The 24,084-nt window shown below is 38.0% G+C and carries 24 protein-coding genes and 1 tRNA gene; 17 read left to right on the plus strand and 8 right to left on the minus strand.

What is annotated here, in order from left to right:
• The first annotated feature begins 640 nt into the window (after nt 1–640).
• From L1283_RS09970 to L1283_RS09985, 4 genes are read left to right on the plus strand one after another with little or no spacing between them, the layout of a single operon-like run.
• Nucleotides 641–1,492: an ATP-binding cassette domain-containing protein gene (locus L1283_RS09970; RefSeq protein WP_088162207.1), complete on the plus strand. Its 852-nt coding sequence runs from the start codon at nt 641–643 to the stop codon at nt 1,490–1,492.
• Nucleotides 1,476–2,285 carry a hypothetical protein gene (locus L1283_RS09975; protein WP_145328624.1) on the plus strand — a complete coding sequence of 270 codons (810 nt, stop codon included), beginning with the start codon at nt 1,476–1,478 and terminating at the stop codon, nt 2,283–2,285. The genes L1283_RS09970 and L1283_RS09975 overlap by 17 nt, the downstream gene beginning before the upstream one ends.
• A 1-nt stretch (nt 2,286) precedes the next feature.
• Complete coding sequence (locus tag L1283_RS09980; protein WP_070567719.1) at nt 2,287–2,670, plus strand: GntR family transcriptional regulator; 384 nt, start codon at nt 2,287–2,289, stop codon at nt 2,668–2,670.
• Nucleotides 2,667–3,512 (plus strand): hypothetical protein, encoded by an 846-nt coding sequence (locus L1283_RS09985; protein WP_088162205.1) that lies wholly within the window; start codon nt 2,667–2,669, stop codon nt 3,510–3,512. The genes L1283_RS09980 and L1283_RS09985 overlap by 4 nt, the downstream gene beginning before the upstream one ends.
• Nucleotides 3,513–3,607: 95 nt before the next feature.
• Here the strand turns inward: L1283_RS09985 and L1283_RS09990 are convergent, their stop codons facing one another.
• The 3 genes from L1283_RS09990 to prmC all read right to left on the minus strand — a co-directional run bounded on the left by L1283_RS09990 (nt 3,608) and on the right by prmC (nt 6,480).
• A complete protein-coding gene (locus L1283_RS09990; protein WP_286850908.1) occupies nt 3,608–4,645 on the minus strand; it encodes a LacI family DNA-binding transcriptional regulator in 1,038 nt (345 codons plus the stop codon).
• A 786-nt stretch (nt 4,646–5,431) separates the two neighbouring features.
• Nucleotides 5,432–5,504 (minus strand) — tRNA-Lys (locus tag L1283_RS09995).
• A gap of 115 nt (nt 5,505–5,619) precedes the next feature.
• Nucleotides 5,620–6,480, minus strand: coding sequence for a peptide chain release factor N(5)-glutamine methyltransferase (gene prmC, locus L1283_RS10000; RefSeq protein ID WP_145327017.1), 861 nt, complete (start codon nt 6,478–6,480; stop codon nt 5,620–5,622).
• A gap of 34 nt (nt 6,481–6,514) precedes the next feature.
• Here prmC and ribD point away from each other — a divergent pair, with 34 nt between their 5' ends.
• Together ribD and L1283_RS10010 are read left to right on the plus strand one after the other, a co-directional pair.
• Nucleotides 6,515–7,561, plus strand: a complete 1,047-nt coding sequence (gene ribD, locus L1283_RS10005) for a bifunctional diaminohydroxyphosphoribosylaminopyrimidine deaminase/5-amino-6-(5-phosphoribosylamino)uracil reductase RibD (RefSeq protein WP_088162202.1) — start codon at nt 6,515–6,517, stop codon at nt 7,559–7,561.
• 66 nt (nt 7,562–7,627) lie between these two features.
• Complete coding sequence (locus L1283_RS10010) at nt 7,628–8,911, plus strand: DUF2851 family protein (protein ID WP_286848449.1); 1,284 nt, start codon at nt 7,628–7,630, stop codon at nt 8,909–8,911.
• Here L1283_RS10010 and L1283_RS10015 read toward each other — a convergent pair.
• A complete protein-coding gene (locus L1283_RS10015; protein WP_088162200.1) occupies nt 8,908–9,558 on the minus strand; it encodes an ankyrin repeat domain-containing protein in 651 nt (216 codons plus the stop codon). The two genes, L1283_RS10010 and L1283_RS10015, sit on opposite strands and share 4 nt — an antisense overlap.
• A 349-nt stretch (nt 9,559–9,907) precedes the next feature.
• Between L1283_RS10015 and L1283_RS10020 the strand changes: the two genes are divergently transcribed.
• The 8 genes from L1283_RS10020 to L1283_RS10055 all read left to right on the plus strand — a co-directional run bounded on the left by L1283_RS10020 (nt 9,908) and on the right by L1283_RS10055 (nt 16,790).
• Nucleotides 9,908–10,477 carry a UbiX family flavin prenyltransferase gene (locus tag L1283_RS10020; RefSeq protein WP_075993357.1) on the plus strand — a complete coding sequence of 190 codons (570 nt, stop codon included), beginning with the start codon at nt 9,908–9,910 and terminating at the stop codon, nt 10,475–10,477.
• A gap of 215 nt (nt 10,478–10,692) precedes the next feature.
• Complete coding sequence (locus L1283_RS10025; protein WP_088162198.1) at nt 10,693–11,961, plus strand: dihydroorotase; 1,269 nt, start codon at nt 10,693–10,695, stop codon at nt 11,959–11,961.
• A gap of 5 nt (nt 11,962–11,966) precedes the next feature.
• Nucleotides 11,967–12,641 (plus strand): hypothetical protein, encoded by a 675-nt coding sequence (locus L1283_RS10030; protein WP_075993355.1) that lies wholly within the window; start codon nt 11,967–11,969, stop codon nt 12,639–12,641.
• Between the two features lie 4 nt (nt 12,642–12,645).
• The gene (locus L1283_RS10035; RefSeq protein ID WP_075993354.1) at nt 12,646–13,248 is read left to right on the plus strand and encodes a DUF4199 domain-containing protein; all 603 of its coding nucleotides are present in this window, start codon (nt 12,646–12,648) and stop codon (nt 13,246–13,248) included.
• A 98-nt stretch (nt 13,249–13,346) separates the two neighbouring features.
• A complete protein-coding gene (locus L1283_RS10040; protein WP_075993353.1) occupies nt 13,347–14,297 on the plus strand; it encodes a glycosyltransferase family 2 protein in 951 nt (316 codons plus the stop codon).
• A 6-nt stretch (nt 14,298–14,303) separates the two neighbouring features.
• Nucleotides 14,304–15,431 carry a glycosyltransferase gene (locus tag L1283_RS10045; RefSeq protein ID WP_075993352.1) on the plus strand — a complete coding sequence of 376 codons (1,128 nt, stop codon included), beginning with the start codon at nt 14,304–14,306 and terminating at the stop codon, nt 15,429–15,431.
• Between the two features lie 356 nt (nt 15,432–15,787).
• A complete protein-coding gene (locus L1283_RS10050) occupies nt 15,788–16,555 on the plus strand; it encodes an MBL fold metallo-hydrolase (protein WP_088162196.1) in 768 nt (255 codons plus the stop codon).
• A 79-nt stretch (nt 16,556–16,634) separates the two neighbouring features.
• The gene (locus L1283_RS10055) at nt 16,635–16,790 is read left to right on the plus strand and encodes a lmo0937 family membrane protein (RefSeq protein WP_104382583.1); all 156 of its coding nucleotides are present in this window, start codon (nt 16,635–16,637) and stop codon (nt 16,788–16,790) included.
• 4 nt (nt 16,791–16,794) lie between these two features.
• Here the strand turns inward: L1283_RS10055 and L1283_RS10060 are convergent, their stop codons facing one another.
• Nucleotides 16,795–17,478, minus strand: a complete 684-nt coding sequence (locus L1283_RS10060) for a 2-C-methyl-D-erythritol 4-phosphate cytidylyltransferase (RefSeq protein ID WP_145327018.1) — start codon at nt 17,476–17,478, stop codon at nt 16,795–16,797.
• 86 nt (nt 17,479–17,564) lie between these two features.
• Nucleotides 17,565–18,614: a tRNA preQ1(34) S-adenosylmethionine ribosyltransferase-isomerase QueA gene (queA, locus tag L1283_RS10065; protein ID WP_075993349.1), complete on the minus strand. Its 1,050-nt coding sequence runs from the start codon at nt 18,612–18,614 to the stop codon at nt 17,565–17,567.
• Between the two features lie 184 nt (nt 18,615–18,798).
• Between queA and L1283_RS10070 the strand changes: the two genes are divergently transcribed.
• The 3 genes from L1283_RS10070 to L1283_RS10080 are packed head-to-tail and all read left to right on the plus strand — an operon-like array spanning nt 18,799 to nt 21,604.
• A complete protein-coding gene (locus L1283_RS10070; RefSeq protein WP_172840710.1) occupies nt 18,799–20,043 on the plus strand; it encodes an ABC transporter permease in 1,245 nt (414 codons plus the stop codon).
• A gap of 8 nt (nt 20,044–20,051) precedes the next feature.
• On the plus strand, nt 20,052–20,693 hold the full coding sequence (locus L1283_RS10075) for a DUF2306 domain-containing protein (RefSeq protein WP_286849604.1): 642 nt from the start codon (nt 20,052–20,054) through the stop codon (nt 20,691–20,693).
• Entirely contained in the window at nt 20,690–21,604 is a 915-nt protein-coding gene (locus L1283_RS10080) for a YARHG domain-containing protein (RefSeq protein WP_075993346.1), read from the plus strand. The genes L1283_RS10075 and L1283_RS10080 overlap by 4 nt, the downstream gene beginning before the upstream one ends.
• 98 nt (nt 21,605–21,702) lie before the next feature.
• Here the strand turns inward: L1283_RS10080 and hisD are convergent, their stop codons facing one another.
• Together hisD and hisG are read right to left on the minus strand one after the other, a co-directional pair.
• Nucleotides 21,703–22,989, minus strand: a complete 1,287-nt coding sequence (gene hisD / locus L1283_RS10085; RefSeq protein ID WP_075993345.1) for a histidinol dehydrogenase — start codon at nt 22,987–22,989, stop codon at nt 21,703–21,705.
• Nucleotides 22,990–23,010: 21 nt separating this feature from the next.
• Nucleotides 23,011–23,862 carry an ATP phosphoribosyltransferase gene (hisG, locus tag L1283_RS10090; protein ID WP_075993344.1) on the minus strand — a complete coding sequence of 284 codons (852 nt, stop codon included), beginning with the start codon at nt 23,860–23,862 and terminating at the stop codon, nt 23,011–23,013.
• Nucleotides 23,863–24,084 lie beyond the last annotated feature (222 nt).

Consider the following 24,084-nt stretch of genomic DNA (forward strand, 5'->3'; position numbering starts at 1 on the left):
TGACTAATCTGTTGTTCAAAGTATGTCATATTTATGTGTATTTCTTGTTTATATAAGTTTTTTATCGTTTTGATTATTAGTTTGTTTTGTATTTTGTTTAACTCTTGGTTAATACTACTATTGCGTGTAATTTGGTATTCATCGGTAAGGTGGAGAATAACGATTAACTAGCCCAAACACACAGTTCAAATGATTGCAAGAACAAAGGTATTTCCTATTGAGTAATCAATACTACTCTTGTATGTTTTGGTTTTGGCTGTTTTTAGCCTCTCTGAGGTGCTGTTTGTTTTTCTCAAGGGGTTTGTGTGGTTTTAATTTATTTAGGCTTAGAATGGGGTTATTTTAGTTTTGGCGGATAGTTGTAATTTGTTCAGTTTTTTAACACGGATAACGCATCTCGTTAAAGTTGCCTTTTGTTTATTATGAATTTCACAATGTATTTAAATAACTATTTGTTTGTCATTGCATTATGTTTATTACATAAATTGAGTGTTTATGTTGTCCTATGCCCGATTGGCGCTATTAAAATAAAGTAATGCCTGAGCGTAAGCAAAGCCCTGCCTGTATTTTTTTTAAAATATTTTTGGAATTATATAAAATTCGTTTCTATATTAGTGTATTAATTAAATAATACAGTAGTATGATTACTATCCAAAATCTAAATTTCAGCTATAGTAAATCAAGGCCACTCTTTCTTCATATGGATCTTGAATTGAAGCAGGGGCATATCTATGGCTTGTTGGGGAAGAATGGTGCTGGTAAATCAACTTTGCTTAAGAATATTGCCGGTTTGGTATATCCTGTTTCGGGGCGAGTTGATGTGCTGGGGCATAACCCTAATCGAAGGGAACCTTCCTTGTTAAGAGAGATTAGTTTTATTCCGGAAGAGTTTTATCTCCCTGCCGTAAAATCGGAACAGTTTCTGAAGGCTAATGCAGGGTTCTACCCCAACTTCGATCAGGTATATTTCGATCAGCTTATTCGTGAGTTCGATATTCCTATTGAGCAAAAATTAGCAAACATGAGTTATGGACAGAAAAAGAAATATATTATTTCTTTCGGTTTAGCGTCTAACACGAAAGTGATCATCATGGATGAGCCAACGAATGGTTTGGATATTCCTTCTAAGGTTCAGTTTCGAAAGATCATGGCTTCTGCCATTACTGACGATCGATGTGTGATTATCTCCACACATCAGGTGCGTGATCTGGATAATCTTATTGATGCTGTTATTTTGCTTGATGATCATAAGGTTGCACTCAATGCTCCGATGCATGTGATTACTGATCGTTTATGCTTTAAAAAAGTAAGAGAATTGCCTTTGGATACACTCTATTCCGAAGAAGGAGTAGGCGGTTTTAATGTTATTCTCCCAAACTCGGCGGTAGAAGATTCGAAACTGGATTTGGAGTTGTTATTTAATGCTGTGTTACAGTGCAAGGAAAAAATTACGGACCTTATTAAACTTGATGAATATGTCAAATCTATTTAATGCTACGCGTTTTTTTGGACTGATTCGAAGACAATGGATTGGTTTTGGGCGAATTTATCTGATGTCAATAGGGATTATTGCCGGGGTAATTTTTGGTTTTTATGCGGTTAATTTGGGGTCAAATTATGATGACATCAAAAAGAATACTGTTTATTCGTTGCTAAATTTCAGAGCACCGTTGTTTTGTATCTTGGGACTCTTTTTTGTAACGGTTATCTCAAGTAGTTATTTTGCCGATTTAGGGAAGAAGACCCGGGCGATTTTTGAGCTGATGATTCCGGCGTCACAATTGGAAAAGTTTCTGGTCAGCTTATTCTATACGGTTGTCGTGAGTATTGGTTCATACTTATTGGTCTTTTATTTGATCGATCTGGCATTTGTTTCTTATTTGAGGAGCGTTGGTTCTGTGGTTGTAAATGAAGTGCAGCCATCAGGGGGGACGGTCAGTGTGGATCTATGGCAGTACTTTTTCAAGATTCAATACCCTGAACCGGCTTATTATTTTTGTTTTGTACCAATTCTTCTAAATGCAATTTTTTTACTTGGTGGGATCGTCTACCAAAACTATCAATATGTAAAGACGGCTATTTTTCTTGTGCTTTACTGTGTTGTTTGGATGTGTCTTTTTGTTTACTTAATGAAGACTCAGACCCAGGATACCGTAGGTACAATGGATAATAACTATTGGTCTGATTCAAATCATATTTTTGCATTGATCGGCGCTGTAGGAGTGTTGCTTACCATAATGATTTGGGCGGTTGCTTTTTTAAGGTTAAAAGAAAAGGAGATTTAGTATGGAGTTCAATGCAAATAAAGCCATTTACCTTCAGATTGCTGAGTATGTATGTGATCATATTTTGCTAGCGACCTGGAAAGTGGATGAAAAACTCCCCTCAGTAAGGGAATTGGCAGTTCAGATGGAGGTTAACCCCAATACTGTTATGCGGACCTACGATATGTTGCAGCAGAAAGAAATTATAGCCAATAAGCGCGGGATCGGTTTTTTTCTGACACAAGAATCGGTGAAGAATGTGAAGTTATATAGAAAGGCAATTTTTCTAGAAGAAGATCTTCCCTTGTTTTTTCGTAATATTTATTTATTGGAAATCGGTCTGGATGAGTTAGAGCAACGTTATAGACGGTTTGTAAGTCAGAATTTTAATCAAAATGAGTCATGAAATTAAGTACAAAAATAATAATGGGATTAGCAATAGGCTTATTCGCGGTTCCGATGCTTGTCGCGTCCTACCTTGTTCGTATAAATCGAGTGGATGCGAAAAAATATAATGCTGATGTTGAGCAGGAGGTATCTAAGCCAGGTGCAAAGGATGTTTATTACCGGTCGTTTCCCTTGGCAGCTTTCGATAAGCTTTATATTGTAGGTACCAATGCAAGCGGTGTAGGGTTGTATTGGGTGAAAAGCGATAAGTTTATGGTTAAAGTTAATAAAAGTCAAGCCGACTTTGTGAAAGCGAATGTTGATCAATCTGGCAATCTTACCTTAGATCTTTTATCAGGAGGAGAGGGGTTTTATAAGTCAATCTATATTTTTTCACCTGATTTTAAGGTTTTAAAATTAAAAAATGCGGGTATTAACGAGTTGTCCGCTAAGTTGAACGAGTTGACTGTTGTAGGTGATAGCGTTGAGGTATTTTCCCTTGCAGAAAAATCCGTTATAAATACGTTGAACCTGAACCTGACAAATTCCACTATTGATGATCTTGGCGGGACGGACAGTAAGGGGAATTCTCTTGTTGGTCGTTTATTTGTTAACACGACGAATAGTGTTTTGGGACTTCCGCGTACGAATTATCAAAGTGCAGATATTGTGGCAAACAATTCAGAAGTTTATTTCAATAGGAAAGGACCTGAAGCCAAAGTTGGTCTTCTGAATATCAAAACTGAAGGAAAATCATCTGTCCGTTTAGATAGTTTGCAATGGGGAACATTGAACGGGAATCTATCCAATGATACTAAAATAGATTTGCCTGTCCATGCATTGCGATCATTGCTTAAGTAAGGTTTAATTGGTGGATGTTGCGGTCGATCGTTAATAGTGGAGATCGATATTTTCTGAAAAGGTCAAAATTCCATAGTGGGATTTTGACCTTTTCTTTAAAGGGATGATGTAGATTTTCGGTGTTCGATACTGCAGTCCAAAAAAAACGTCTCGAATTCGAAATAATTCTTTTTGTTTTTTTTCTTTAACATCTGCAAGAGGAGTTCTACCGATTTTTCTGCCATCAGCTGTGTTGGTTGGGTAATTGTTGTTAGAGATGGATTGAGACTGTTGGCAAAAGGGGTGTTGCTAAAGCCAATTAAGTTCATGTCATCAGGAATTTTCACCTTCAATTTATTTAATATGTGCAAAACTTTTAACGACAAGGTGTCTGTCGTTGAGAGGAGTGCATTTGGAGCGGAGGGCTTATTTAATAACGTGTTTATTTTGCTTTCCAGTTCGTCATCGATATTGTCCTTGGGGCTGGAATAGGATATTTCTATAATATTTTCTTCTTTGAAGGGTACGCCGGCGTTGAAGAGTGCATCTTTATATCCTTTTATGCGGCTTACATTTCCGCCAATATCTTTACATAGTAAAAGAATGATATTTTCTCTTCTGTTTTTGATCATTTCTTCTGTTGCCTGGTAGATGACCTTGTTGTTTTGGATTCCGATTTTGAATGTATCGAGCTGATGGTTTATTCGGTCGAAAATAATGACGGGACAAACCTGCTCCATCATATAAAACAAAAGCGATAAGCTTGAATCATTTTTCACAGGGGAAATGATCACTCCTTCGATATTGCTTTGTATGCAAAGTTCCAGCGCTTCTTTTTCTTTTTTCTCGTCGTTAAAAGTCTGCAATAGGATCAGTTTATAATTCGTCTGCGATAGAATGTGCGAGATCTCTTCGTAGAAATCAAAGAAAAAAAAGCTTGAAATAAATGGAACAATGATTGCTAAGGTGTTTGAACGCCCCGTTTTTAAGCTTTTTGCGGAGAAATTTGGTATATAATTGATTTTCTGCGTAAAATCTAAGATTAGCTTTTTTGTTTCTGCACTTATTTCATGGCTATCGTTTAGTGCTTTGGAAATGGTTCCTGGAGATAGGTTTAACTGTTGGCCAATCTCTTTTAACGTAAATCTCTTCATGTGCTCGATCCTCTTTCATTGATTACAAATGTTCTAGCGTCAATACGATGGTAAGATAGCGCTAGAATTATTCTTGAATTATCGGTTACTATTTTTAATGTATTGAGCCCGTAAATTCTTGAAATTATAAAGATAAGATAAAAAACATGTTTTCAAATGGAGATCAAGAAAAGCGTTGTTAATGAGAATTGATGAGATGTTGTTGGTATTCGGGCGAAAGGTGTCGAAAAGTTTGTTAAAAGAGGAGGCTGTTATTTGGTGCCACCGAAAAGTTTACTGATGATCCAAAGGACAAGGGCGACTATAACAACTACGATGAGGATGCCTGTCCAAACACCAGCCTTAAATATCCCTTCTATTACGGAGCAGCTTGTAATAAGGAAAAAAGAGGATGACATTATTATGTATGTTAATTGCCTTTTCATCATTAAAATTTTTGTCTGTATAAATAGAGACAACTGATAATGAAAATAGTTTTGTGAGAACAGTCCAATATTAGATTATCGGTAAACTATAGGCTGAATGGGGTTGCGCATTGGTTTTGTTGTAGCTTTTCGGTTTTACCGGTAATTTTTGCGGGACAAAAAGAAGTTCCCGTGAGTGTTAAATAAGAAAAGCTAATCTTGCGATTAGCTTTTCTTTAGTGATCCCGCTGGGATTGGCTCAGCCCCTCATTTCCCAAGCACACCCCTGAGCCTCCATTGGATCGAACCCGGCCGACCCTTCTTTCGAATCCTAATATCTTTAAAACAAGAAAAGCTAATCTTGCGATTAGCTTTTCTTTAGTGATCCCGCTGGGATTCGAACCCAGGACCCATACATTAAAAGTGTATTGCTCTACCAGCTGAGCTACGGAATCCTTTCTGTTTTTGAAAGTGATGCAAAGGTAGAATTTCTTTTGATATATGCCAAATTATTGCGTGCAAATTTTGATAAAAAGGCCTTAACTGCTTAATAAATAAACGGATTATTTTTTATCGCGCTTTTTTTGCATGGATTATTCGGTCTGCTCCATTGATATCTTTTATGAGTCTGACCTGTTCAAATCCTTTTTTGACCATAAGTTCTTTCATTTCTGCACCGAGATATTGATTGATTTCAAAATATAGATCTCCATTTGGGGCTAAATGTTTCAGTGCAAAGGATGAAATAACATCATAAAAAATCAACGGAGCGCTTTCTTCAATGAATAATGCGAGCTCAGGTTCGTAAGCCAATACGTTTTGATTCATATGCTGCTTTTCTCCCGGGGTTATATAGGGCGGATTGGATACAATGATATTGTATTGTTGGTCGGAGAAAATGTATTCCCATTCAAATATATCCGCATTGATAAATTGAACCTGAGTTTTTAAATTATTAGCATTTTCCTGTGCTGTTTTTATCGCCTCTTTTGAGATGTCTATCGTGGTTACCAGGGCATTATTGAGATGCTTTGATAAGGTGATAGGGATGCAGCCAGAGCCAGTTCCGATATCTATAATTTTTAGGTTTTGAGAAGATTTATGGTTTTTGATGATCAGATCGACAAGTTCTTCAGTTTCCTGGCGTGGAATGAGGACCGATTCATTGACCTGGAAAACTTCACCATAAAAATCTGCCCTATTGAGTATGTACTGTATAGGTCTGTGCTTTTCTAGATCCTGAAGGATGCTAAGTACTTCAGCCTTATTCGCCTCGTTGACAATATCTGTTTTTCTCAAATGATAATTGGTTCTATTTAACCCAAACTTTTCGGCAACAACCATTAAGAATATTGCTTTTATTTCATCCTCATCATATAACTCCTGAAGCTCGTGTTGAAATAATAATTCGAAATCTTGAAGTATTTTCATGTGTCAAAGGTACGATTTTCATAGATTTGTATCTATGGATATGCACAGGCAATATATGCATCGTTGTTTGGAACTGGCCCAAATGGGTGCGGGTTCAGTGAGTCCCAATCCAATGGTTGGGGCTGTCATTGTTTTGGACGGTAAAATTATCGGTGAAGGGTATACTTCTCCGTATGGTGGACCACATGCTGAGGTCAATGCTGTACAACAGGTTATGCAAAAGTATGGGGAAAAGGCAAAGCGGCTTATCGCGGAAAGTACTTTTTATGTCAGCCTTGAACCTTGCGCGCATTATGGAAAGACGCCACCCTGTGCTAATATGATTGCGGAGCTGAAACCTTTGAAAGTTTTTATAGCCTGTTTGGATCCTTTCGCAAAGGTCAATGGCAAAGGAGTAGAAATACTACGGGAAGCTGGTATTGAGGTTGAAATTGGTTTACTGGAAAAAGAGGCCGTATGGCTCAATCGTAGGTTTTTTACACGTATCGGTCAATTTCGTCCCTATGTTATTTTAAAATGGGCACAAACCAAGGATGGTTTTATAGGACAAGAGGGTAAGCAGGTTTGGATAAGTAATGCCGCAAGCCAACAGTTGGTTCACCGTTGGAGAGCGGAGGAAGATGCTATTTTGGTTGGTACAAATACTGCAGTCGTAGATAATCCCAGTCTGACCGTAAGAGAATGGCAGGGTAAAAACCCATTGCGTATTCTTTTAGATAGAGATCTTGCTATCCCGCTAGATGCTAATATCCTCAATGATCAAGCTGATACAATTGTGTTCAATGCTAAAAAGACAGAATGGACAGCAAATGTGAAGTATATTGAGCTCGAAAATTATGGGTTGTATTTACCGCAGAATATTCTTTATCAACTTTATTTAATGGATGTTCAGTCAATAATCATAGAAGGAGGGCGTGCTACTCTGCAAATGTTTATAGATGCGGATCTCTGGGATGAGGCAAGGGTATTTGAGTCTGAAACAAGATTATTGAATGGGATTGAGGCTCCTCAATTTAAAGGACAATTGCTAGAAAGCAAATTGGTTTCCAATGATCTTTTAAAGATCTATAAGAAACAGTAATTATTAAATTGTATATTTAAGGAATTATAAGCAATAGCCGGTTGATTTAATTCTAAAATTACAATTATGTTAGTTACAGAAAACTTAATGCAGTTTATCTGGAAACTTCGGCTATTCCGTGCAAATGGGTTGAATTCTACTGATGGAGAACCCTTGGTCGTTGTTCATGTGGGGCAATATAATACAGATTCCGGCCCCGATTTTCTCATGTCACATATTAGGTGTAAAGATAATGATTGGTTTGGTCATGTCGAGATGCATATCCAATCTTCGGATTGGGATCGACATTGTCATCAAGAAGATGTCGTTTATAATAACGTTATCTTACATGTGGTGTGGAAAAATGATAAAGTTATCTACCGAAATGATGGGACATCTATACCGACATTGGTGCTTTCGGAATATGTGGAACAGCATCTCTTGGAGCGGTATTCAGTGATGATGAATACTAAAAGTTCGATACCTTGTGAATTTCAGATTAGTTCTGTCGATCTTTTTAAAAAATCCATATGGCTGAGTAGTTTAGCTATTGAACGCCTAGAAATGAAGTTTCAACAAATGTCGGTGATCTTAAAACAATGTAATACGGATTGGGAAAAAACTTTATGGGTATGGATCTGCAGATGTATGGGATTAAAAGTTAATGCAGATACATTTCAGGAGCTTGGGGAAAAATTACCTTGGAACATTTTACAAAAATATCGTTCCAACCTATTTAAAATAGAGGCTCTTTTCTTTGGGATCAGCAGGCTGTTTATTCAAGGACAAGAAAGCGAGTATATGAAGCGGCTAGCTGGTGAATTTGAGTATCAAAAACGTATTCATGGTATAGAGGCTATTTATGGGGTTTGGAAAAGGATGAGAATGAGACCTTATAATTTTCCTGAACGGCGAATCACGCAATTAGCTCTTTTGTTTAGTAAGAACGAGTTGGGCGTTGCTAAGATTTTGGCTGTGGATGATTTGGAGGCTGCTCGAAAATTATTTAAGATAGAGTCGCCGGGTGATTATTTTGGGGGATATTTTTCTTTCGGTACAAAAACGAAGGTAAAAACATCGGTTCGGCTGGGTAAAGAAACTATTGACACGCTTGTTATTAACGTGATTATCGTATTTCTTTTTTCATACGGTAAATATTTTAGTATTCAGTCATATATTGATAAAGCGCTAGATCTTTTGGAGCAGCTTCCTGCAGAAAAAAATGTTGTTGTGAGACAATTTACTCAATATGATTGGCCTGTTCAAAGCGCATTGCAAAGTCAAGGGATTTTGCAATTAAAGAGATTTTACTGTGATAGGAAGCGCTGCCTTCATTGCAGTATAGGATCAGAAATTTTAAAAAGAAATTAATTCTTTAAAATCTCTGCAATCTCCTTATGGCCTTTTTCATATGCCATATCCATTGGAGCTAATCCTGAAATATTGATGACTCTGGTGTCGGCTCCATTTTCGAGTAAGGCAACAATAAAGTCGATATTACCAAATTGAGCCGCGAAATGAAGTGGAGTTTCACCAGTAGCTTGAATGGCATTGACATTTGCATTAGCATCGATAAGCAACTTGCCGATCTCTTCATTGTTGTTTGCCGCAGCAATATGTAGCGCAGTGGTGAGTTGTTCATTTTTGGTTACGACATTGGGATTGACTTTTTTGGATAGTAAAAGACGGACAATGTCTGCTTTGTTGAAATATGTTGCTAAGGTCAATGGCGTAAAACCCTGTGATGACCATTCGTTGACAATAGATGGAGCTTGCAAAATAATAGCCTCCAGGTATGAGGTTAACCCGGCCGCACAGGCCTCATGGATAGTCATGGATTTGGTGTGTTGTAAAAGTGTCCGAATGATCTGGGGTTTGTTATAATAGCAAGCCAATAGGAGGGGAGAAATTCCATGACTCGTTGTTTCTTGTAAAAGTTCGGGATTTCCAATCAATAATAAGTCGATATCATGGCTTCTGCCTTCTTCAATATATTGTTCTAAAACGGAAAGGTTCATGTCTTAACAAATTGTCTAACGTTGTCACTAAAATAGACTTTATTGATGAGAATAAATGTTTGATTTGCGAAAATATTTGTATTTAATTTTGCTTGGGATTGAACTGAAATTTAGAAGAAGGGTGTTTTTACGGGGTGAATTGGATCTTAAAATCCGGGAAAAAGTTATTTTTGGGGTATTTTATATACACAAATGTGTAGTAATGCGCATAATGTTTTTGTAAATTAAAAAGTAGATGTACTTTTGTTAAGCCCCTCCCAAGGGCATGTTTTTCATAGGTAGATGTAGGGTCGGGTGTTTCTCACTACGACCCTTTTTTTATAGCTTTGTTTTTATTATTTTAAAAGAGATGTCTAAGAGAAAAATTGTTATTGCCATTACTGGAGCTAGCGGCTCAATCTATGCTAAAGTTTTACTTAAAAAACTATTGGTATTAAAAACACAGATCGCAGAAGTTGGGATTGTAATGTCGAACAATGCGAAGGATGTATGGCGTGCGGAGTTAGGCGATGAGAGTTATCAGGATGTACCGTTCAAATTTTATGATAAGGGTGATTTCTTTGCTCCTTTTGCGTCAGGGTCGGCTCGCTATGATACGATGATTGTCTGTCCGTGTTCAATGGGGACATTATCAAGGATCGCCCACGGAATTTCTTCTGATCTGACAACTCGCGCGGCAGATGTAATGCTAAAAGAACGACGAAGATTGATTTTGGTTACCCGTGAGACACCGCTAAGTATTATACATATTCAAAACATGAAATTGGTGACAGAGGCCGGAGGTATCATTTGCCCTGCATCACCTTCATTCTATAGTTTGCCAAAGACTTTGGAGGATGTTGCAGAAACTGTGGTTGATCGGATTTTGAGTCTTGCAGGGTTTGAATTTAAACATTATCAGTGGGGAGAAAATGCCTAGTTATTCCTCGTTGAAATCTATTTTTAATGTTCTTTAATAAATTTGTATTTTGTAACTTTGTTTCTCGAAATGAAGCAATCACAGGCATCACGCGAAAAAGTTATTTGCAGCTATATAATTTATAGTGATAAAGCCACCGTTTGTCTGTTAACACTGCGCACGCTATATGCTTCGATAAATAAGTTGTATCCTTTTAATTTCAATCACATTCATATATGAAAAGCTTATTGATTACTTCTGTTAAAGTAATTTTACCTGGTAATGAATTTCATCAGCAGCAAGTTGATGTATTTATCGAAAAGGGAAAGATTGCGCAGATTGGGAAATCTGTCAAAGTAGCTGATAAAAACATAGAGACCATCGATGGCGCAGGAAAAATTTTAGCGCCAGGTTTTTTTGACTTACATGCCAATTTTGGAGAACCTGGATTAGAAACCAAGGAAGACATTGTAAGTGGAACCGCAGCAGCAGCAGCGGGAGGATTTACTGGAGTTGCTGTAATGCCAAATACCGAACCGGCGATTCAAAGCCGTTCTGAAGTTGCACTTATTGTCAATACAGCGAAAGGGAATCTTGTTGATGTACATCCAATTGGAGCTATCAGTAAAAAGCGAGAAGGAAAGGAACTAGCCGAGCTATTTGATATGAAGCAAACGGGTGCTGTCGCTTTCAGTGATGGAAATAGGAGTGTACAGCAGGCAGGATTAATGAGCAGAGCGTTGTTATATGCGAAGGGATTCGATGGGTTGATTTTTTCACATGCTGAAGATGAATCTATGGCAGGTGGAAACAAAATGAATGAAGGTGCGATGAGTACTTATTTGGGGATGAAGGGTATTCCCAATCTTGCCGAATCGTTAATGGTTTCTCGTGATCTGTATTTGGCGGAATATACCGGAGCTCCAATTCATTTTGCATCCATTAGCACACCGGAAGCCGTTGACCTGATAAAAAAAGCTAAAGCAAAAGGTCTTCCAGTGACATGTGATGTTGCTGCACATCAATTGGTCTTTACTGACGAAGATATTGTCGGTTTTGATAGTAATTATAAGGTGAGTCCGCCGTTACGCACAAAGGCAGATCTTAAGGTATTACTCAAAGGAATTAAGGACGGTACTATTGACGCTGTTGTTTCGCAACATACACCGCATGAAATAGAATTTAAGAATGTAGAATTTCATATTGCAAAAAATGGAATTATTGGACTACAGACCGTATTGCCACTCATGGTTCGTGCTGGATTAAACGAAGAACAAATTGTCAATAGTCTTTCAGTTAGACCCCGACAGATTCTAGGACTTGACGTTCCTCTTATTGAAGAAGGGGCAGTAGCCAATCTTGTCGTATTTGACTCAGCGAAGACTTGGAGCTTCGATGAGAAAACCAATAAATCCAAATCAAAAAATTCTCCATTGTTCGGACAGATCTTAAAAGGCGCTGTCGAATTGGTCATCAATAATAGTCAAATCATTAAAAACGATTAAAAACCATGGAAGCAAATGTTAAAGCAGCCGTTGAGGCAGGTATATTAAATTATGGCAAGGTTGATGGAATCTCGACAGCCCCGGAGTTTCTTGAAAAGATCATTGGCGTATTCAATACGGAGGCCAGTTATCTAGAGAAATTAGAACTGTTGGATCAGTCTTTTGATGACTATCCGTTGTTTGACGAACTTCGTGAAGTATATGTCGATCTTTTATTGATGAACTTTTTCTCCAATGACGTATTAAAATTGGAAGATGATTATTTGGATTCTGAAGAATGGGAAGCGATCGAAGATGAAACAATAGATCGTGGAACAGAATTGTTGAATATTTTTCTTTATTTAGGGGAATGTAAGGATGATGAGATTGAACCTGAATTGGATGATTTCCTAAAAGAATTTTTACTGGTTGACGAAGATGAATTCCAAGACGAGCATGAAATTTATGAAGATATCATTGCTAATCAGATTGTAGTAGATAGCCCGTATGCCGAAATTGCAAAAGTAGGAAAGGGAATAAATCCGAGAAGCGAAGTTTATGAACTTTTCTATCCTATTATGAGTTTCTTTAGCGAGTTGAAACCATCTGAAAAACAATTTGAAGAGTATGCTGACGCTTCTTCCAATAAGGCTTTTGATATCGCCCTTTACCAAATAATTAGTACTTACTATAACAAATAATTTTATGGCAGAATCATTCAACCAAAGTAATGTAGGATTTGATGCGGTAATCGACAAAAAGAAAAGTATTATCTATGGTGTTATTTTAGGAATAATTTCTTTTATTCTAGGATTAGTTGTTTTGTTTGTTGTCAAAGACTTAAATTCCTTTTGGGGGGTAATGTCGATGTCATTTATTGTTAATACGGGGATTTTTGTTGTTATCTCTGCGCTGTTCGCCTTCTCTCTTAGGAAAGCAAATGGTGGATACTGGAACTTTTCTATAGCATTGAAATCGATCTTTATGATGCTTGCTATTTCTACGATTATTTCCACTATTGGTACGCAACTCTATGTTAATTTCATTAATCCAACTTTACAAGAAAAGGTGGTGACGCATACAATTAATGTTACCATTGAGTATATGGAGAAAAACAACGTGCCAGATGAAGTTATAGATTCAAAAATCGCAGAACTTGAAAAGCAAGTTGATGCTATAGGAAAGATAACCTTAGGACAGGTGTTCAAAGGATTGGCAATCACATTGATGTTTCAATTTGTTTTTGCATTACTATTATCAGCCTTGACAAAACGAGAAAAATTGGTGATTAAGCAAGAGACCAATTAGTGTTTAATAAAATAAAATTGACCCTATAAGGTATTACTGAAAAAGTAATACCTTTGTTGGTATTATAATACTACATTTTTAGCATGATTAACATTCACATGGATATTTCTGTTGTTGTTCCTTTATTTAATGAAGAAGAATCCTTACCCGAATTGACAGCTTGGATCGACCGTGTTATGGCGGCCAATCATTTTTCCTATGAAATTATTTTAGTTGATGATGGGAGTAAAGATAATTCTTGGAAAGTTATTGAAGAGTTGAAGTTAAAGAACACGAATATTTCTGCGATAAAGTTCCGACGCAACTATGGAAAATCTGCGGCTTTAAATGTAGGCTTTGCTGCTGCACAGGGCGATGTTGTTATTACAATGGATGCTGATCTACAGGATAGTCCAGATGAGATTCCTGAACTGTATGATCGGATCGTGAACAAGGGAGCGGATTTAGTATCGGGTTGGAAGCAAAAGCGCTATGATCCATTGACCAAAACAATCCCAACCAAATTGTTTAATGGGGTAACAAGATCTATGTCTGGAATTCATAACCTGCATGATTTTAACTGTGGTCTTAAAGCTTATAAAAAAGATGTTGTTAAAAACATTGAGGTTTATGGCGAGATGCATCGTTATATACCCGTTATTGCGAAATGGGCTGGATTTACCAATATACAGGAACAGGTTGTACAGCATTACCCACGTAAATACGGTACAACTAAATTTGGGCCGGGCCGTTTTGTGAAAGGCTTCTTGGATTTATTATCCATATTTTTTGTCGGCAAATTTGCGAAAAGACCGATGCACTTTTTTGGTGTTATGGGGGTGATTAGTTTTCTTGCAGGTTTATTTATCTCCATTTATCTGATTTGCCACAAACTCATGAGTATAGCTAGCGGTACACCATTTAGAGATATAACAGATCAACCATTATTTTTCTTTGCGCTGACAGCGATTATTTTGGGAACACAATTATTTCTGACAGGTTTCTTGGCAGAATTAGTCTCTAGAAGCAGCTCCGATCGGAATGATTATCAAATTGAGAAAGTCATCTAAATAATTATGCGAATTGTGATTTTAGGATCCGCCTATCCATTGAGGGGAGGGGGGATAGCGTCTTTTAATGAACGATTGGCATTCCATTTTCAGGAGTTAGGTCATGAAGTGGATATCTATTCCTTTAGTCTACAGTATCCCAATTTTCTTTTCCCTGGGAAGTCCCAATATTCAGATGAGCCTGCACCAACCGGTCTTCATATTAAAACAATAGTGAATTCTATTAATCCACTTAATTGGATAAAGGTTGGTAGGGAGCTTAGGAAGGCGAACTACGATTTGCTTATCGTGCGATTTTGGATGCCATTTTTTGGGCCTTGTTTGGGAACAATCCAGCGACAGGTTCGAAAAAATAAACATACTAAAATTGTATGTATCGCTGATAATATAATCCCTCATGAACAGCGCATAGGGGATAAGATGTTGATCCGCTACTTTTTGAAATCTGTTGATGCTTGTCTCACTATGAGTAAAAGTGTGCTGGCAGATCTGAAAATGTTAAGCCCCAAAATGCCAGCGGTATATACGCCGCATCCCCTCTACGATAACTATGGTGCGCATCAAAGTAAAAAGGAAGCACGTCGATTACTTAAGATTGCCGAAGAGGATAAAGTCGTATTGTTTTTTGGTTTTATTCGTCAATACAAGGGCTTAGATATCTTGCTGGAAGCATTAGCTAATTCCAAGGTTCGCGATCTCGGTGTTAAATTATTGCTTGCCGGAGAATTTTATGGTGATCCTGCTCCCTATCTGGAGCTTATAAAAAAGTATAAACTCGAAGAGTTTATTTTTATGCATACCGATTTTATTCCAAATCAGGAGGTGGGACGTTATTTTTCAGCTGCGGATTGCGTTGTATTGCCTTATCGTAGCGCTACGCAGAGTGGAATCACCCAAGTTGCTTATCATTTTGATCTTCCCATGATTGTGAGTAATGTTGGGGGATTGCCGGAATTGGTTCAAGATGGCTACGTTGGTTATGTTGTGGAACCTGATGCCTGTCAAATAGCCGACGGTATTTTTTCATTTTACCATTACAACAAAGAAGAGCAATTTAGAACGAATATTATCGATGAAAAAAGGAAATACAGCTGGGATACTTTTGGCAATGAACTTCTTAAGTTGGCGCGTTGATGAGTAGCAGTGATTTTATTTGTATATAAAATCAAATTTATCTAAGTTTGGAAGACTGAGGTAGAAATTTAAAAGGAAGGAGAGATTTTGTTGCCGTTTACACAAAGCAGTTTAACTAAGTTAGAAGAGTTTTTTAAGGAGCAAGGGTATAAAGTTAGATACGAGAAAGGTTCATTCCGCACAGGCGCTTGTATGTTGCAGACGACAAAAGTTGTAGTAGTCAATAAGTTTTCGAATCTTGAAATAAAAATCCAGTCATTGTGGAACATATTATTGGATATTGAAATTGATTCGGAGGCCATTTCTGAAAAACTTCTTCCGATTTATGAAGAAATATTGAAATCAAAAATTGTAGCTTGAGAATAACATTTTTAGGAACCGGAACATCACAAGGGGTACCTGTAATAGCATGCCAATGTCAGGTCTGTCAATCTGAAGACAGACGTGATAAGAGGTTACGTTCTTCTATTCTTATTGAATACAATCAACATACATTGGTTGTGGATACTGGCCCAGACTTTAGGTATCAGATGTTGCGCGAGAAAGTTATGCATTTGGATGCGGTGTTAATGACACACTCACATAAAGACCATATTGCTGGTTTAGATGACGTAAGGGCATTTAATTATCAGCAGCATAGCTCAATTTCTATTTACGGTACAGCAGCTCTCCATGAAGCGCTCAGACGAGAATTTTATTATGCGTTTACAGAAGTTAAATATCCCGGAGCTCCGCGGTTGGATTTGGAAGAGATAAAGGCCGGTGTACCCTTGTCTTTATTTGGAAAAGAAATTATGCCTATTGAGGTTCTCCATTATAAAATGCCAGTCTTGGGTTTTAGGATCGGAGATTTCGCCTACATTACTGATGCGAAATTTATCAGCGCAGAATCACGGAAATTATTGGAAGGAGTAAAGATTCTTGTGGTAAATGCTTTGCAAAAGGAATCTCATATTTCACATTTAACATTGGATGAGGCGATTGAATTTGCCTATGATATTCATGCCGATAAAACCTATTTTACACATATAGGGCATCGAATGGGACTGCATGAAGCTGTTTCCAGAGAATTGCCCGAAAACATGTTTTTAGCCTACGATAGATTACAGCTTGAAATTAGCTAATCCATTTAAAATAAAACTATAGTTCTTTTTTCGTTGTTATACCTATAAAAAATAGATTTAGGTATTAAATTATAAAGAAATGGGAAATTTACTGTATATCATCGCCGTTATCTTAGTTATCATTTGGGCGATAAGTTTTTTTGGAGGTTATGCGGCTGGCAATAACATTATCCACATCCTTTTGGTCATTGCTATTATTGTGGTTTTATTGCGCGTTATTCGTGGCAATGCTTAATCCATTAAATCAAATTCAGATAGAACTGGGCAATTTGTAAGTCTTGAGGGTAGGTGATTTTTATATTTCTGGAGTCACCTTCAATGATAGCGATACGCTTGCCCATTTTCTCTACCACCGACGCATCATCTGTAAAAAGGGGATCTTCGGCTTGCTGATAGGACTTTAGAAGCAATTCTCCATGAAAAACCTGTGGAGTTTGTACTAACCAGGTATGATTTCTATCAACAGCAGAGTTGGATGTGGTGTCTCCCATCCGAACTGATTCAATGCTCTTTTGTGCTAAGACAATTGCCTGATGATCATACGCCCCCTGGAAGGCTTTTTTAATAAGAGCTTCAGTGATGATAGGCCGAGCTCCGTCGTGCACCGCAATATAGTCTTTTGGACCGATATCAAAATTTTGCTGAATGTAATCTATTCCGTTCCTTACACTTTCGAAGCGGGTTTGTCCGCCAAAAGCGATATGTATAGGGCGATCAAACTGATGCTTCAAACACAGTTCGGTCCAAAAACTTTCCATTGGCTCGCTGATGACCAAAATAACTTCCGAAATGGTTTCTGATTGGCAAAATCGATTAATTGTATGCATAACAATCGGCAGTCCATTTAAGTCAAGAAACTGCTTTGGAAGATCGCTATTCATTCTGTTTCCGGTTCCGGCAGCAACGATAATTACAAAGTTCATGTTGTTATTGAAAGGTTACTATTTAAAAAAACGTGGATAGTTTAAGGCTATCCACGTTTTTTTATTTTATCTTTTAAGCCACATCGTTAAACGATTAACATAGCGTCGCCATAGCTGTAGAATCTATACTTTTCTTTTACAGCAACTTCATAGGCATTCATCACATTTTCGTAGCCTGCAAACGCAGCAATCATTACTAAAAGTGTGGATTCTGGTGTATGGAAGTTTGTAATCATTGAGTTTGCAATACTGAAATCGTAAGGAGGATAGATGAACTTACTCGTCCAGTCAGACGCCGCTTTTAAGTGGTGATCTGCAGAAACAGAAGATTCTATTGCACGCATAGAAGTCGTTCCTACAGCACACACGCGACGTTTGTTGTCGATTGCTCTATTGACAACGCGTGCAGCTTCATCAGTGATGATGAACTGTTCCGAATCCATTTTATGTTTGGTTAAATCTTCGACTTCAACGGTACGGAAAGTTCCAAGACCAACGTGAAGAGTAACCTCTGCAAAATCAACACCTTTTAGTTCCAGACGTTTCATTAACTCTCTTGAGAAGTGAAGTCCAGCTGTAGGAGCAGCAACAGCACCTTCATTTTTTGCGTAGATCGTTTGGTAACGGAATTTATCTTCCGGCGTGGCTTTACGTTTGATGTATTTAGGAAGCGGAGTTTCACCTAAGATTTCAATATTACGGCGGAACTCTTCATCGGTACCATCAAATAAAAATCTAATTGTACGGCCACGAGAAGTTGTATTGTCAACCACTTCGGCAACCAATAAGTCATCATCACCGAAATATAATTTGTTGCCTACACGAATTTTACGCGCAGGATCTACCAACACATCCCAAAGACGAAGCTCATTGTTCAATTCACGCAACAAGAAAACTTCAATCGTAGCTCCAGTTTTTTCTTTATTACCGTAAAGGCGGGCTGGAAAAACTTTAGTATTGTTTAAGATCATGACATCTTTGTCATCGAAATAATCCAATACATCTTTGAAAATTTTGTGTTCAATTTTACCAGTATCTCTATGTAGGACCATCAAGCGTGATTCGTCACGATTTTCAGAAGGTTCAGAAGCAAGTAATGATTCTGGTAAGTTGAATTTAAATTGAGATAACTTCATCTTTAATGATATATATTTTAATGTCTGCCTTTCAGTGCATTACAGTGCACCAAATACTAGGTTGCAAAAAGCATACAAAGTTATAACTTTTTCGGGTATAGAAAGGGCTTATTTCTAATTTATGTATATATTTTTAACGATTTTGACATTAAATCAAAACTATATTGTATTTTAGAATACAATTATGCTATTTTTTAGATTGATATTGGAGAGTTGTCAGTTTGCTTTTTCGGCATTAAAAGACAATCGTACTCGCACCTTACTATCGCTGTTGGGTGTGACCATCGGTATTTTTACGATTATTGGTGTATTTTCTGCGGTAGATACCCTACGGAATAATATAGAGGAATCAGTAAAGAAGATCGGTAGCAAAACACTTTATATTGAGAAATGGCCCTGGGATGGAGGTCCAAATTTCCCTTGGTGGAAATACTTGAATAGACCTGAACCTACATACAATAATTACCTGGATTTGAAGAGTCGGATGACGACAGCCGAGTATATGGCGTATATGATCAATATTGGTAATACGACTATAAAATATAAGAATAATTCGGCCCAAGGCTCATCGGTCAATGCAGCGACCTATGAGAACCTGTACATTCAAAATTTGAATATTGTGGATGGTCGTTACTTTGCTGAAAGCGAGTCGAGGGGTGGAGCTCTTGTAACTGTGTTGGGAGCAAATATTGCGGAAGGGCTTTTTCCTAATGAGGAACCTGTTGGCAAATATATTAATATGTTAGGCCGAAAAATTCAGGTTATCGGTGTATTAAAGAAAGAAGGAAATGGTGTATTGATCAATACCTCCCCCGATGATACCGCCTTTATTCCATTTGAGCTTGCGAGAAATTTGGTCAACTATGATAATTTCTCACCGAGCATAGCGATGGTTATTAAATCGAACTATACGCTTGGCGAGGCGGAGAGCGAAGCGAAGACACTCATGCGTTCGATTCGTCGTATATCGCCACAACGGGAGGAAAACTTTTCCATTAACCAGACAACAATGATTACAGGTGCGCTGGATCAGCTTTTTGGGATAATTAATCTTGCGGGTTTTTCAATCGGTATTTTTTCGATTTTGGTTGGTGGCTTCGGTATTGCCAATATCATGTTTGTCAGTGTCAAAGAGCGTACACATATCATCGGAATCCAGAAAGCGCTGGGGGCTAAAAATTTCTTTATTCTTTCACAATTTTTAGTTGAGTCTATCGTACTATGTTTGTTGGGGGGAGGGATAGGCCTCGTTGTTGTTTATTTTTTGGCGTTTCTAGTGCAAGCTGCAACTGGCGTTGCTATTGTCGTAAGTTTAAAAATGGTTATGCTTACCGTTTCGCTTTCGACGTTTATTGGTCTCATATCAGGTATTGTTCCGGCCCTAATGGCTTCTCGATTGGATCCGGTAGAAGCGATCCGGAGTAAATAGAAAGCGATATGTTTAAAAAAGCTCAATTTTCGATATTGCAAGGATTTTGGCTTTTAATTTTTGCCTATAGCTGTATGCTGATGGCTGAAATCACACTTCGCTATCGTGGGTTCTCACTCGATGCGAATTTCCTGATGATTAAACAAACGGAAATTGAAGAACTTTGGTGGTATCGCTACGTATTTTATGTCCATGTCTGCACAGCTATCTTTGCCTTGCCTGCCGGCTTTACGCAGTTTAATACTTATCTATTGAATAAATATCCGCGAGTCCATCGAAGTATCGGGTATTTGTATGTATTCGCCATTTTGGTTTTTGCCGCTCCTTCAGGTTTGCTTATTGGATCCGTGGCAAATGGCGGGTTAACCTCTATTATTGCATTTGAATTATTGGGGCTTGGATGGTTTTATTTCACCTGGCGGGCAGTTCGTTTGGCGAGTCAGCGAAAATTTGATAAACACCGTGATTTTATGATCCGTAGTTTTGCCTTAACCTGTTCTGCACTTACCCTACGTTTTTGGAAGCTTGCTTTAGTATACCTGTTTCAGCCTAATCCGATGGATCTCTATCAAATTATTGCCTGGTTGGGGTGGGGCCCTAATTTGTTGTTGGCGGAATTTATTATTTATCAAAAAAATCATAAATTATGAGGAAGAACCTTTGTTTAATGTTAATGCTTGGAGCAATCCTTGGTTGTAAGGACGGGAAAAGCAAAAAGAATGAAGCCACCGAAACAAAAGATACTGTTGTGGCCGAAGCTGAGGCACATCAGGAACTTTATGGCAATTGGGTGGGCGAATTTGTTGTGGATGAAAGTACTCTTGAGGAAGGAGAAGGGCTGCCCACAACAGATTATTCTCCGAAGATAAATTTGACCATAAAAAAAATTACGGATAAGGGTAATATCTTCGGACAGAATGTTGTCAAAGGAAATCTGCGCTCTTTTGTGGGGAAATTGGAGGAAAATGGTGCCGATATTCGGTTATTATTGGATGAACCCGGCGACAAAAAGTCCGACGGGCGATTTGAAATTAAGCTTAATCACGATACCTTAATAGGCAATTGGACCGCATATGACCAAGGGGTAAAGATTAAAAAGCGAAGCTTTAAATTGTTGAAAAAGCAGTTCGCCTATAATCCAAATCTGATGCTAAAAAATCAGGATGGAGAAGACGGAACTTTGGTCGACTGGATTAACGAAAAAAGAAAGGAGGAAACTGATGTGGATGGAGATTCAACTTATACTTACATTATTCAATACTATCGATCGGCATCCCCTGCGGTCTTTACTGTAAATGCATCTAAACAAAAGTTGACGGAGAAAGACCTTAAAAACCTCAAGAAATTAGATCTGGAGATTATTCGGAATACGATTTTTGCCCGACATGGCTATGCGTTTACCAAACCTAGCATTCGCCAGTTTTTTGAACCTGTAGATTGGTATGTGCCTATTTCAAAAGATGTGTCTGCAGACTTAAGCCCCTTAGAAAAAGATAATATAGCTTTGCTGACTAGATTTGAAAAATATGCAACGGATAATTATGACACCTTCGGAAGGTAATGCAGTCAACATTAGTCATGAATATTCGAAAGATCAGTATCACACAAAAGGCTTTACATCGTAAAGCCTTTTGTGTGATATCAAGAGTTTATGTTTTATTATTTCTTCCGAATAGAAATCGCATTTTTATGCGCTTGCAGGCCTTCGAGTTCAGCGAGTATTTCAACTACCGACCCGATTTGTTGAAGTCCAGTTTCGCTTATATGCTGAAAAGTAACTTTTTTCACAAAAGAATCTACTGATACGCCGGAGTAGGAGCGTGCATAGCCTGATGTAGGCAGCGTGTGATTTGTACCTGAGGCATAATCTCCTGCGCTTTCAGGGGTTAAGTGACCTAAGAAAACCGAACCAGCGTTACTGATATAGCGTGTTAAGGACTCCCATTGGTCCGTCTCCAAAATAAGGTGTTCTGGCGCATAGTCATTTGAAAACTGTATGGCCTCCTGAAGATTCTCGACAGTTATTGCATAGGAATTTTCAATCGCTTTTGCAGCAAGTTCCTTGCGAGGCAAAACCGCTAATTGGGCTACTAATGCTGTGTTGACGGCATCAACTATAGTCGCGGAAGTTGCAACCAGCACAGCTTGACTGTCGGCTCCGTGTTCGGCCTGTGCCAAAAGATCTGCGGCGACAAATGCTGGATTAGCCGACTCGTCAGCGATGACCAGTACTTCGGATGGCCCCGCAGGCATGTCAATGCTAACATTTGCAAGGCCCTGTATGATGGATTTTGCTTTTGTGACAAACTGATTTCCTGGGCCAAATATCTTATCGACTTTTGGTATAGTCTCTGTTCCAAACCCCATAGCAGCAACAGCTTGAGCGCCTCCAACGAGGTATATTCTATTTATCTTAAGTAATTTTAAACAAAAAGCAACAAAGCCATTTATTTTTCCATTGGATTGTGGAGGAGAACAAACGACAATCTCTTTACATCCAGCTATTCTCGCAGGAATACCGAGCATTAAAAGTGTGCTAGGTAAAACTGCTGATCCCCCTGGGATATAAAGGCCAACTTTTTCAATGGGACGAACCTCGCGCCAGCATTTTACGCCGGGCATCGTTTCAACAGTGCGCTCCCTTTTTAATTGTGTACTATGGAATTTATGTATATTTTGAAACGCGATTTCCAATGCTCTTTGTTGATCGCGGTCAATGGTAGATGCCAGTGCGTCGATATCTTCCTCGTCTAAATATAATCTGTCAAGTTCAACTTTATCAAATTTGGCCGCATATTCGCGTAATACGATATCACCTTGGTGGCGTACTTGTTGAATAATTTCCTGGACAACCTCTTGTATTGCATTGTTTGGATCCGTATTCCTAGCGACCAGTTGCTGGATTTCGGTTTTTCCTAACGTTTTGTAATCATATTTTTTTAACATGGTTGTATAAGTGCATCAAGTTTAAAGAATGATTTTTTCAATGGGCATCACAACGATACCTTGGGCACCTTCAGCTTTTAACTTATTGATCTTATCCCAAAAGTCATCTTCAGTGATAACGGTGTGTACGGCTACCCAACCTTCTTCTGCCAGTGGAACAACCGTAGGGCTCTTAACACCATGCAATAAAGAAGTGATGGCTGGCAAATTTTTCTTTTCGACATTCAATACCACATATTTAGTTTCTTTTGCTAAAAGAACAGATTCGATACGTTGTACTAATTCGGTCAAAACTTCATTGCCTTCTAATCCCTTTCTTCCAACCAAAATGGCTTCTGAATTTTTGACATCAGCAAAAGGTTTCAAACCGTTGCTTTTTAGTGTTCCTCCGGTAGATACGATATCGCAGATCGCGTCACTAAGACCCAAGCCCGGTGAAATCTCAACTGAGCCGGATATCAAACGGATGTCTGCATTAATCTTATAATCGTCTAGAAAATTCTTTAGGATATTTGGATAAGAGGTTGCGATTGCTTTGCCGTTAAGGTCTTTAATATCTTGGATGGTGCTATCTTTGGGAATAGCCAGTTTCAATGTACATTTTCCAAAACCAAGCCGTTTGATGTATTCTACTTTGGATTCGGTCTCATCGATGATGTTTTCACCGACGATGCCCAGGTCGGCTATGCCTTGTTCCACATATCCCGGAATATCATCATCTCTCAGAAATAATATTTCCAGTGGGAAATTCCCAACAGTTGTGATTAAAGAACTTTTGTAGTTCTCGAAGTCTAAACCACAATTTTTCAGTAATTGAACAGATTTTTCGTTTAACCTACCCGATTTTTGGATAGCAATTTTAAGATTTTTCAACGCTTTATAAATGTTAGCAGTAAATTATTAATAATAAGAAATCAAACAAGAGGGAAGGTATTCTACGTAAGAACACATTAAATTAACATATCGCCACAATGGCGATGATGCAAATGAAAATGATGTACGTAAGTATAAACCATGTTTGTATTAATAACTGCAAGCAAATGTATAGTAAATTAATGGGAAATGCAAGACTATCATTTTAAAATTCTTATCCCA

It is taken from the genome of Sphingobacterium sp. HSC-15S19 (assembly GCF_050433745.1).
In the GTDB taxonomy this organism is placed as follows: domain Bacteria; phylum Bacteroidota; class Bacteroidia; order Sphingobacteriales; family Sphingobacteriaceae; genus Sphingobacterium; species Sphingobacterium siyangense.

What these genes read in the sequence shown, in the direction of transcription:
- L1283_RS09970 (WP_088162207.1), top strand. Translation starts at nt 641, where the DNA reads ATGATTACTATCCAAAATCTAAATTTCAGCTATAGTAAATCAAGGCCA.
- L1283_RS09975 (WP_145328624.1), top strand. Translation starts at nt 1,476, where the DNA reads ATGTCAAATCTATTTAATGCTACGCGTTTTTTTGGACTGATTCGAAGA.
- L1283_RS09980 (WP_070567719.1), top strand. Translation starts at nt 2,287, where the DNA reads ATGGAGTTCAATGCAAATAAAGCCATTTACCTTCAGATTGCTGAGTAT.
- L1283_RS09985 (WP_088162205.1), top strand. Translation starts at nt 2,667, where the DNA reads ATGAAATTAAGTACAAAAATAATAATGGGATTAGCAATAGGCTTATTC.
- L1283_RS09990 (WP_286850908.1), bottom strand. Translation starts at nt 4,645, where the DNA reads ATGAAGAGATTTACGTTAAAAGAGATTGGCCAACAGTTAAACCTATCT.
- prmC (WP_145327017.1), bottom strand. Translation starts at nt 6,480, where the DNA reads ATGAAAATACTTCAAGATTTCGAATTATTATTTCAACACGAGCTTCAG.
- ribD (WP_088162202.1), top strand. Translation starts at nt 6,515, where the DNA reads ATGGATATGCACAGGCAATATATGCATCGTTGTTTGGAACTGGCCCAA.
- L1283_RS10010 (WP_286848449.1), top strand. Translation starts at nt 7,628, where the DNA reads ATGTTAGTTACAGAAAACTTAATGCAGTTTATCTGGAAACTTCGGCTA.
- L1283_RS10015 (WP_088162200.1), bottom strand. Translation starts at nt 9,558, where the DNA reads ATGAACCTTTCCGTTTTAGAACAATATATTGAAGAAGGCAGAAGCCAT.
- L1283_RS10020 (WP_075993357.1), top strand. Translation starts at nt 9,908, where the DNA reads ATGTCTAAGAGAAAAATTGTTATTGCCATTACTGGAGCTAGCGGCTCA.
- L1283_RS10025 (WP_088162198.1), top strand. Translation starts at nt 10,693, where the DNA reads ATGAAAAGCTTATTGATTACTTCTGTTAAAGTAATTTTACCTGGTAAT.
- L1283_RS10030 (WP_075993355.1), top strand. Translation starts at nt 11,967, where the DNA reads ATGGAAGCAAATGTTAAAGCAGCCGTTGAGGCAGGTATATTAAATTAT.
- L1283_RS10035 (WP_075993354.1), top strand. Translation starts at nt 12,646, where the DNA reads ATGGCAGAATCATTCAACCAAAGTAATGTAGGATTTGATGCGGTAATC.
- L1283_RS10040 (WP_075993353.1), top strand. Translation starts at nt 13,347, where the DNA reads ATGGATATTTCTGTTGTTGTTCCTTTATTTAATGAAGAAGAATCCTTA.
- L1283_RS10045 (WP_075993352.1), top strand. Translation starts at nt 14,304, where the DNA reads ATGCGAATTGTGATTTTAGGATCCGCCTATCCATTGAGGGGAGGGGGG.
- L1283_RS10055 (WP_104382583.1), top strand. Translation starts at nt 16,635, where the DNA reads ATGGGAAATTTACTGTATATCATCGCCGTTATCTTAGTTATCATTTGG.
- L1283_RS10060 (WP_145327018.1), bottom strand. Translation starts at nt 17,478, where the DNA reads ATGAACTTTGTAATTATCGTTGCTGCCGGAACCGGAAACAGAATGAAT.
- queA (WP_075993349.1), bottom strand. Translation starts at nt 18,614, where the DNA reads ATGAAGTTATCTCAATTTAAATTCAACTTACCAGAATCATTACTTGCT.
- L1283_RS10070 (WP_172840710.1), top strand. Translation starts at nt 18,799, where the DNA reads ATGCTATTTTTTAGATTGATATTGGAGAGTTGTCAGTTTGCTTTTTCG.
- L1283_RS10075 (WP_286849604.1), top strand. Translation starts at nt 20,052, where the DNA reads ATGTTTAAAAAAGCTCAATTTTCGATATTGCAAGGATTTTGGCTTTTA.
- L1283_RS10080 (WP_075993346.1), top strand. Translation starts at nt 20,690, where the DNA reads ATGAGGAAGAACCTTTGTTTAATGTTAATGCTTGGAGCAATCCTTGGT.
- hisD (WP_075993345.1), bottom strand. Translation starts at nt 22,989, where the DNA reads ATGTTAAAAAAATATGATTACAAAACGTTAGGAAAAACCGAAATCCAG.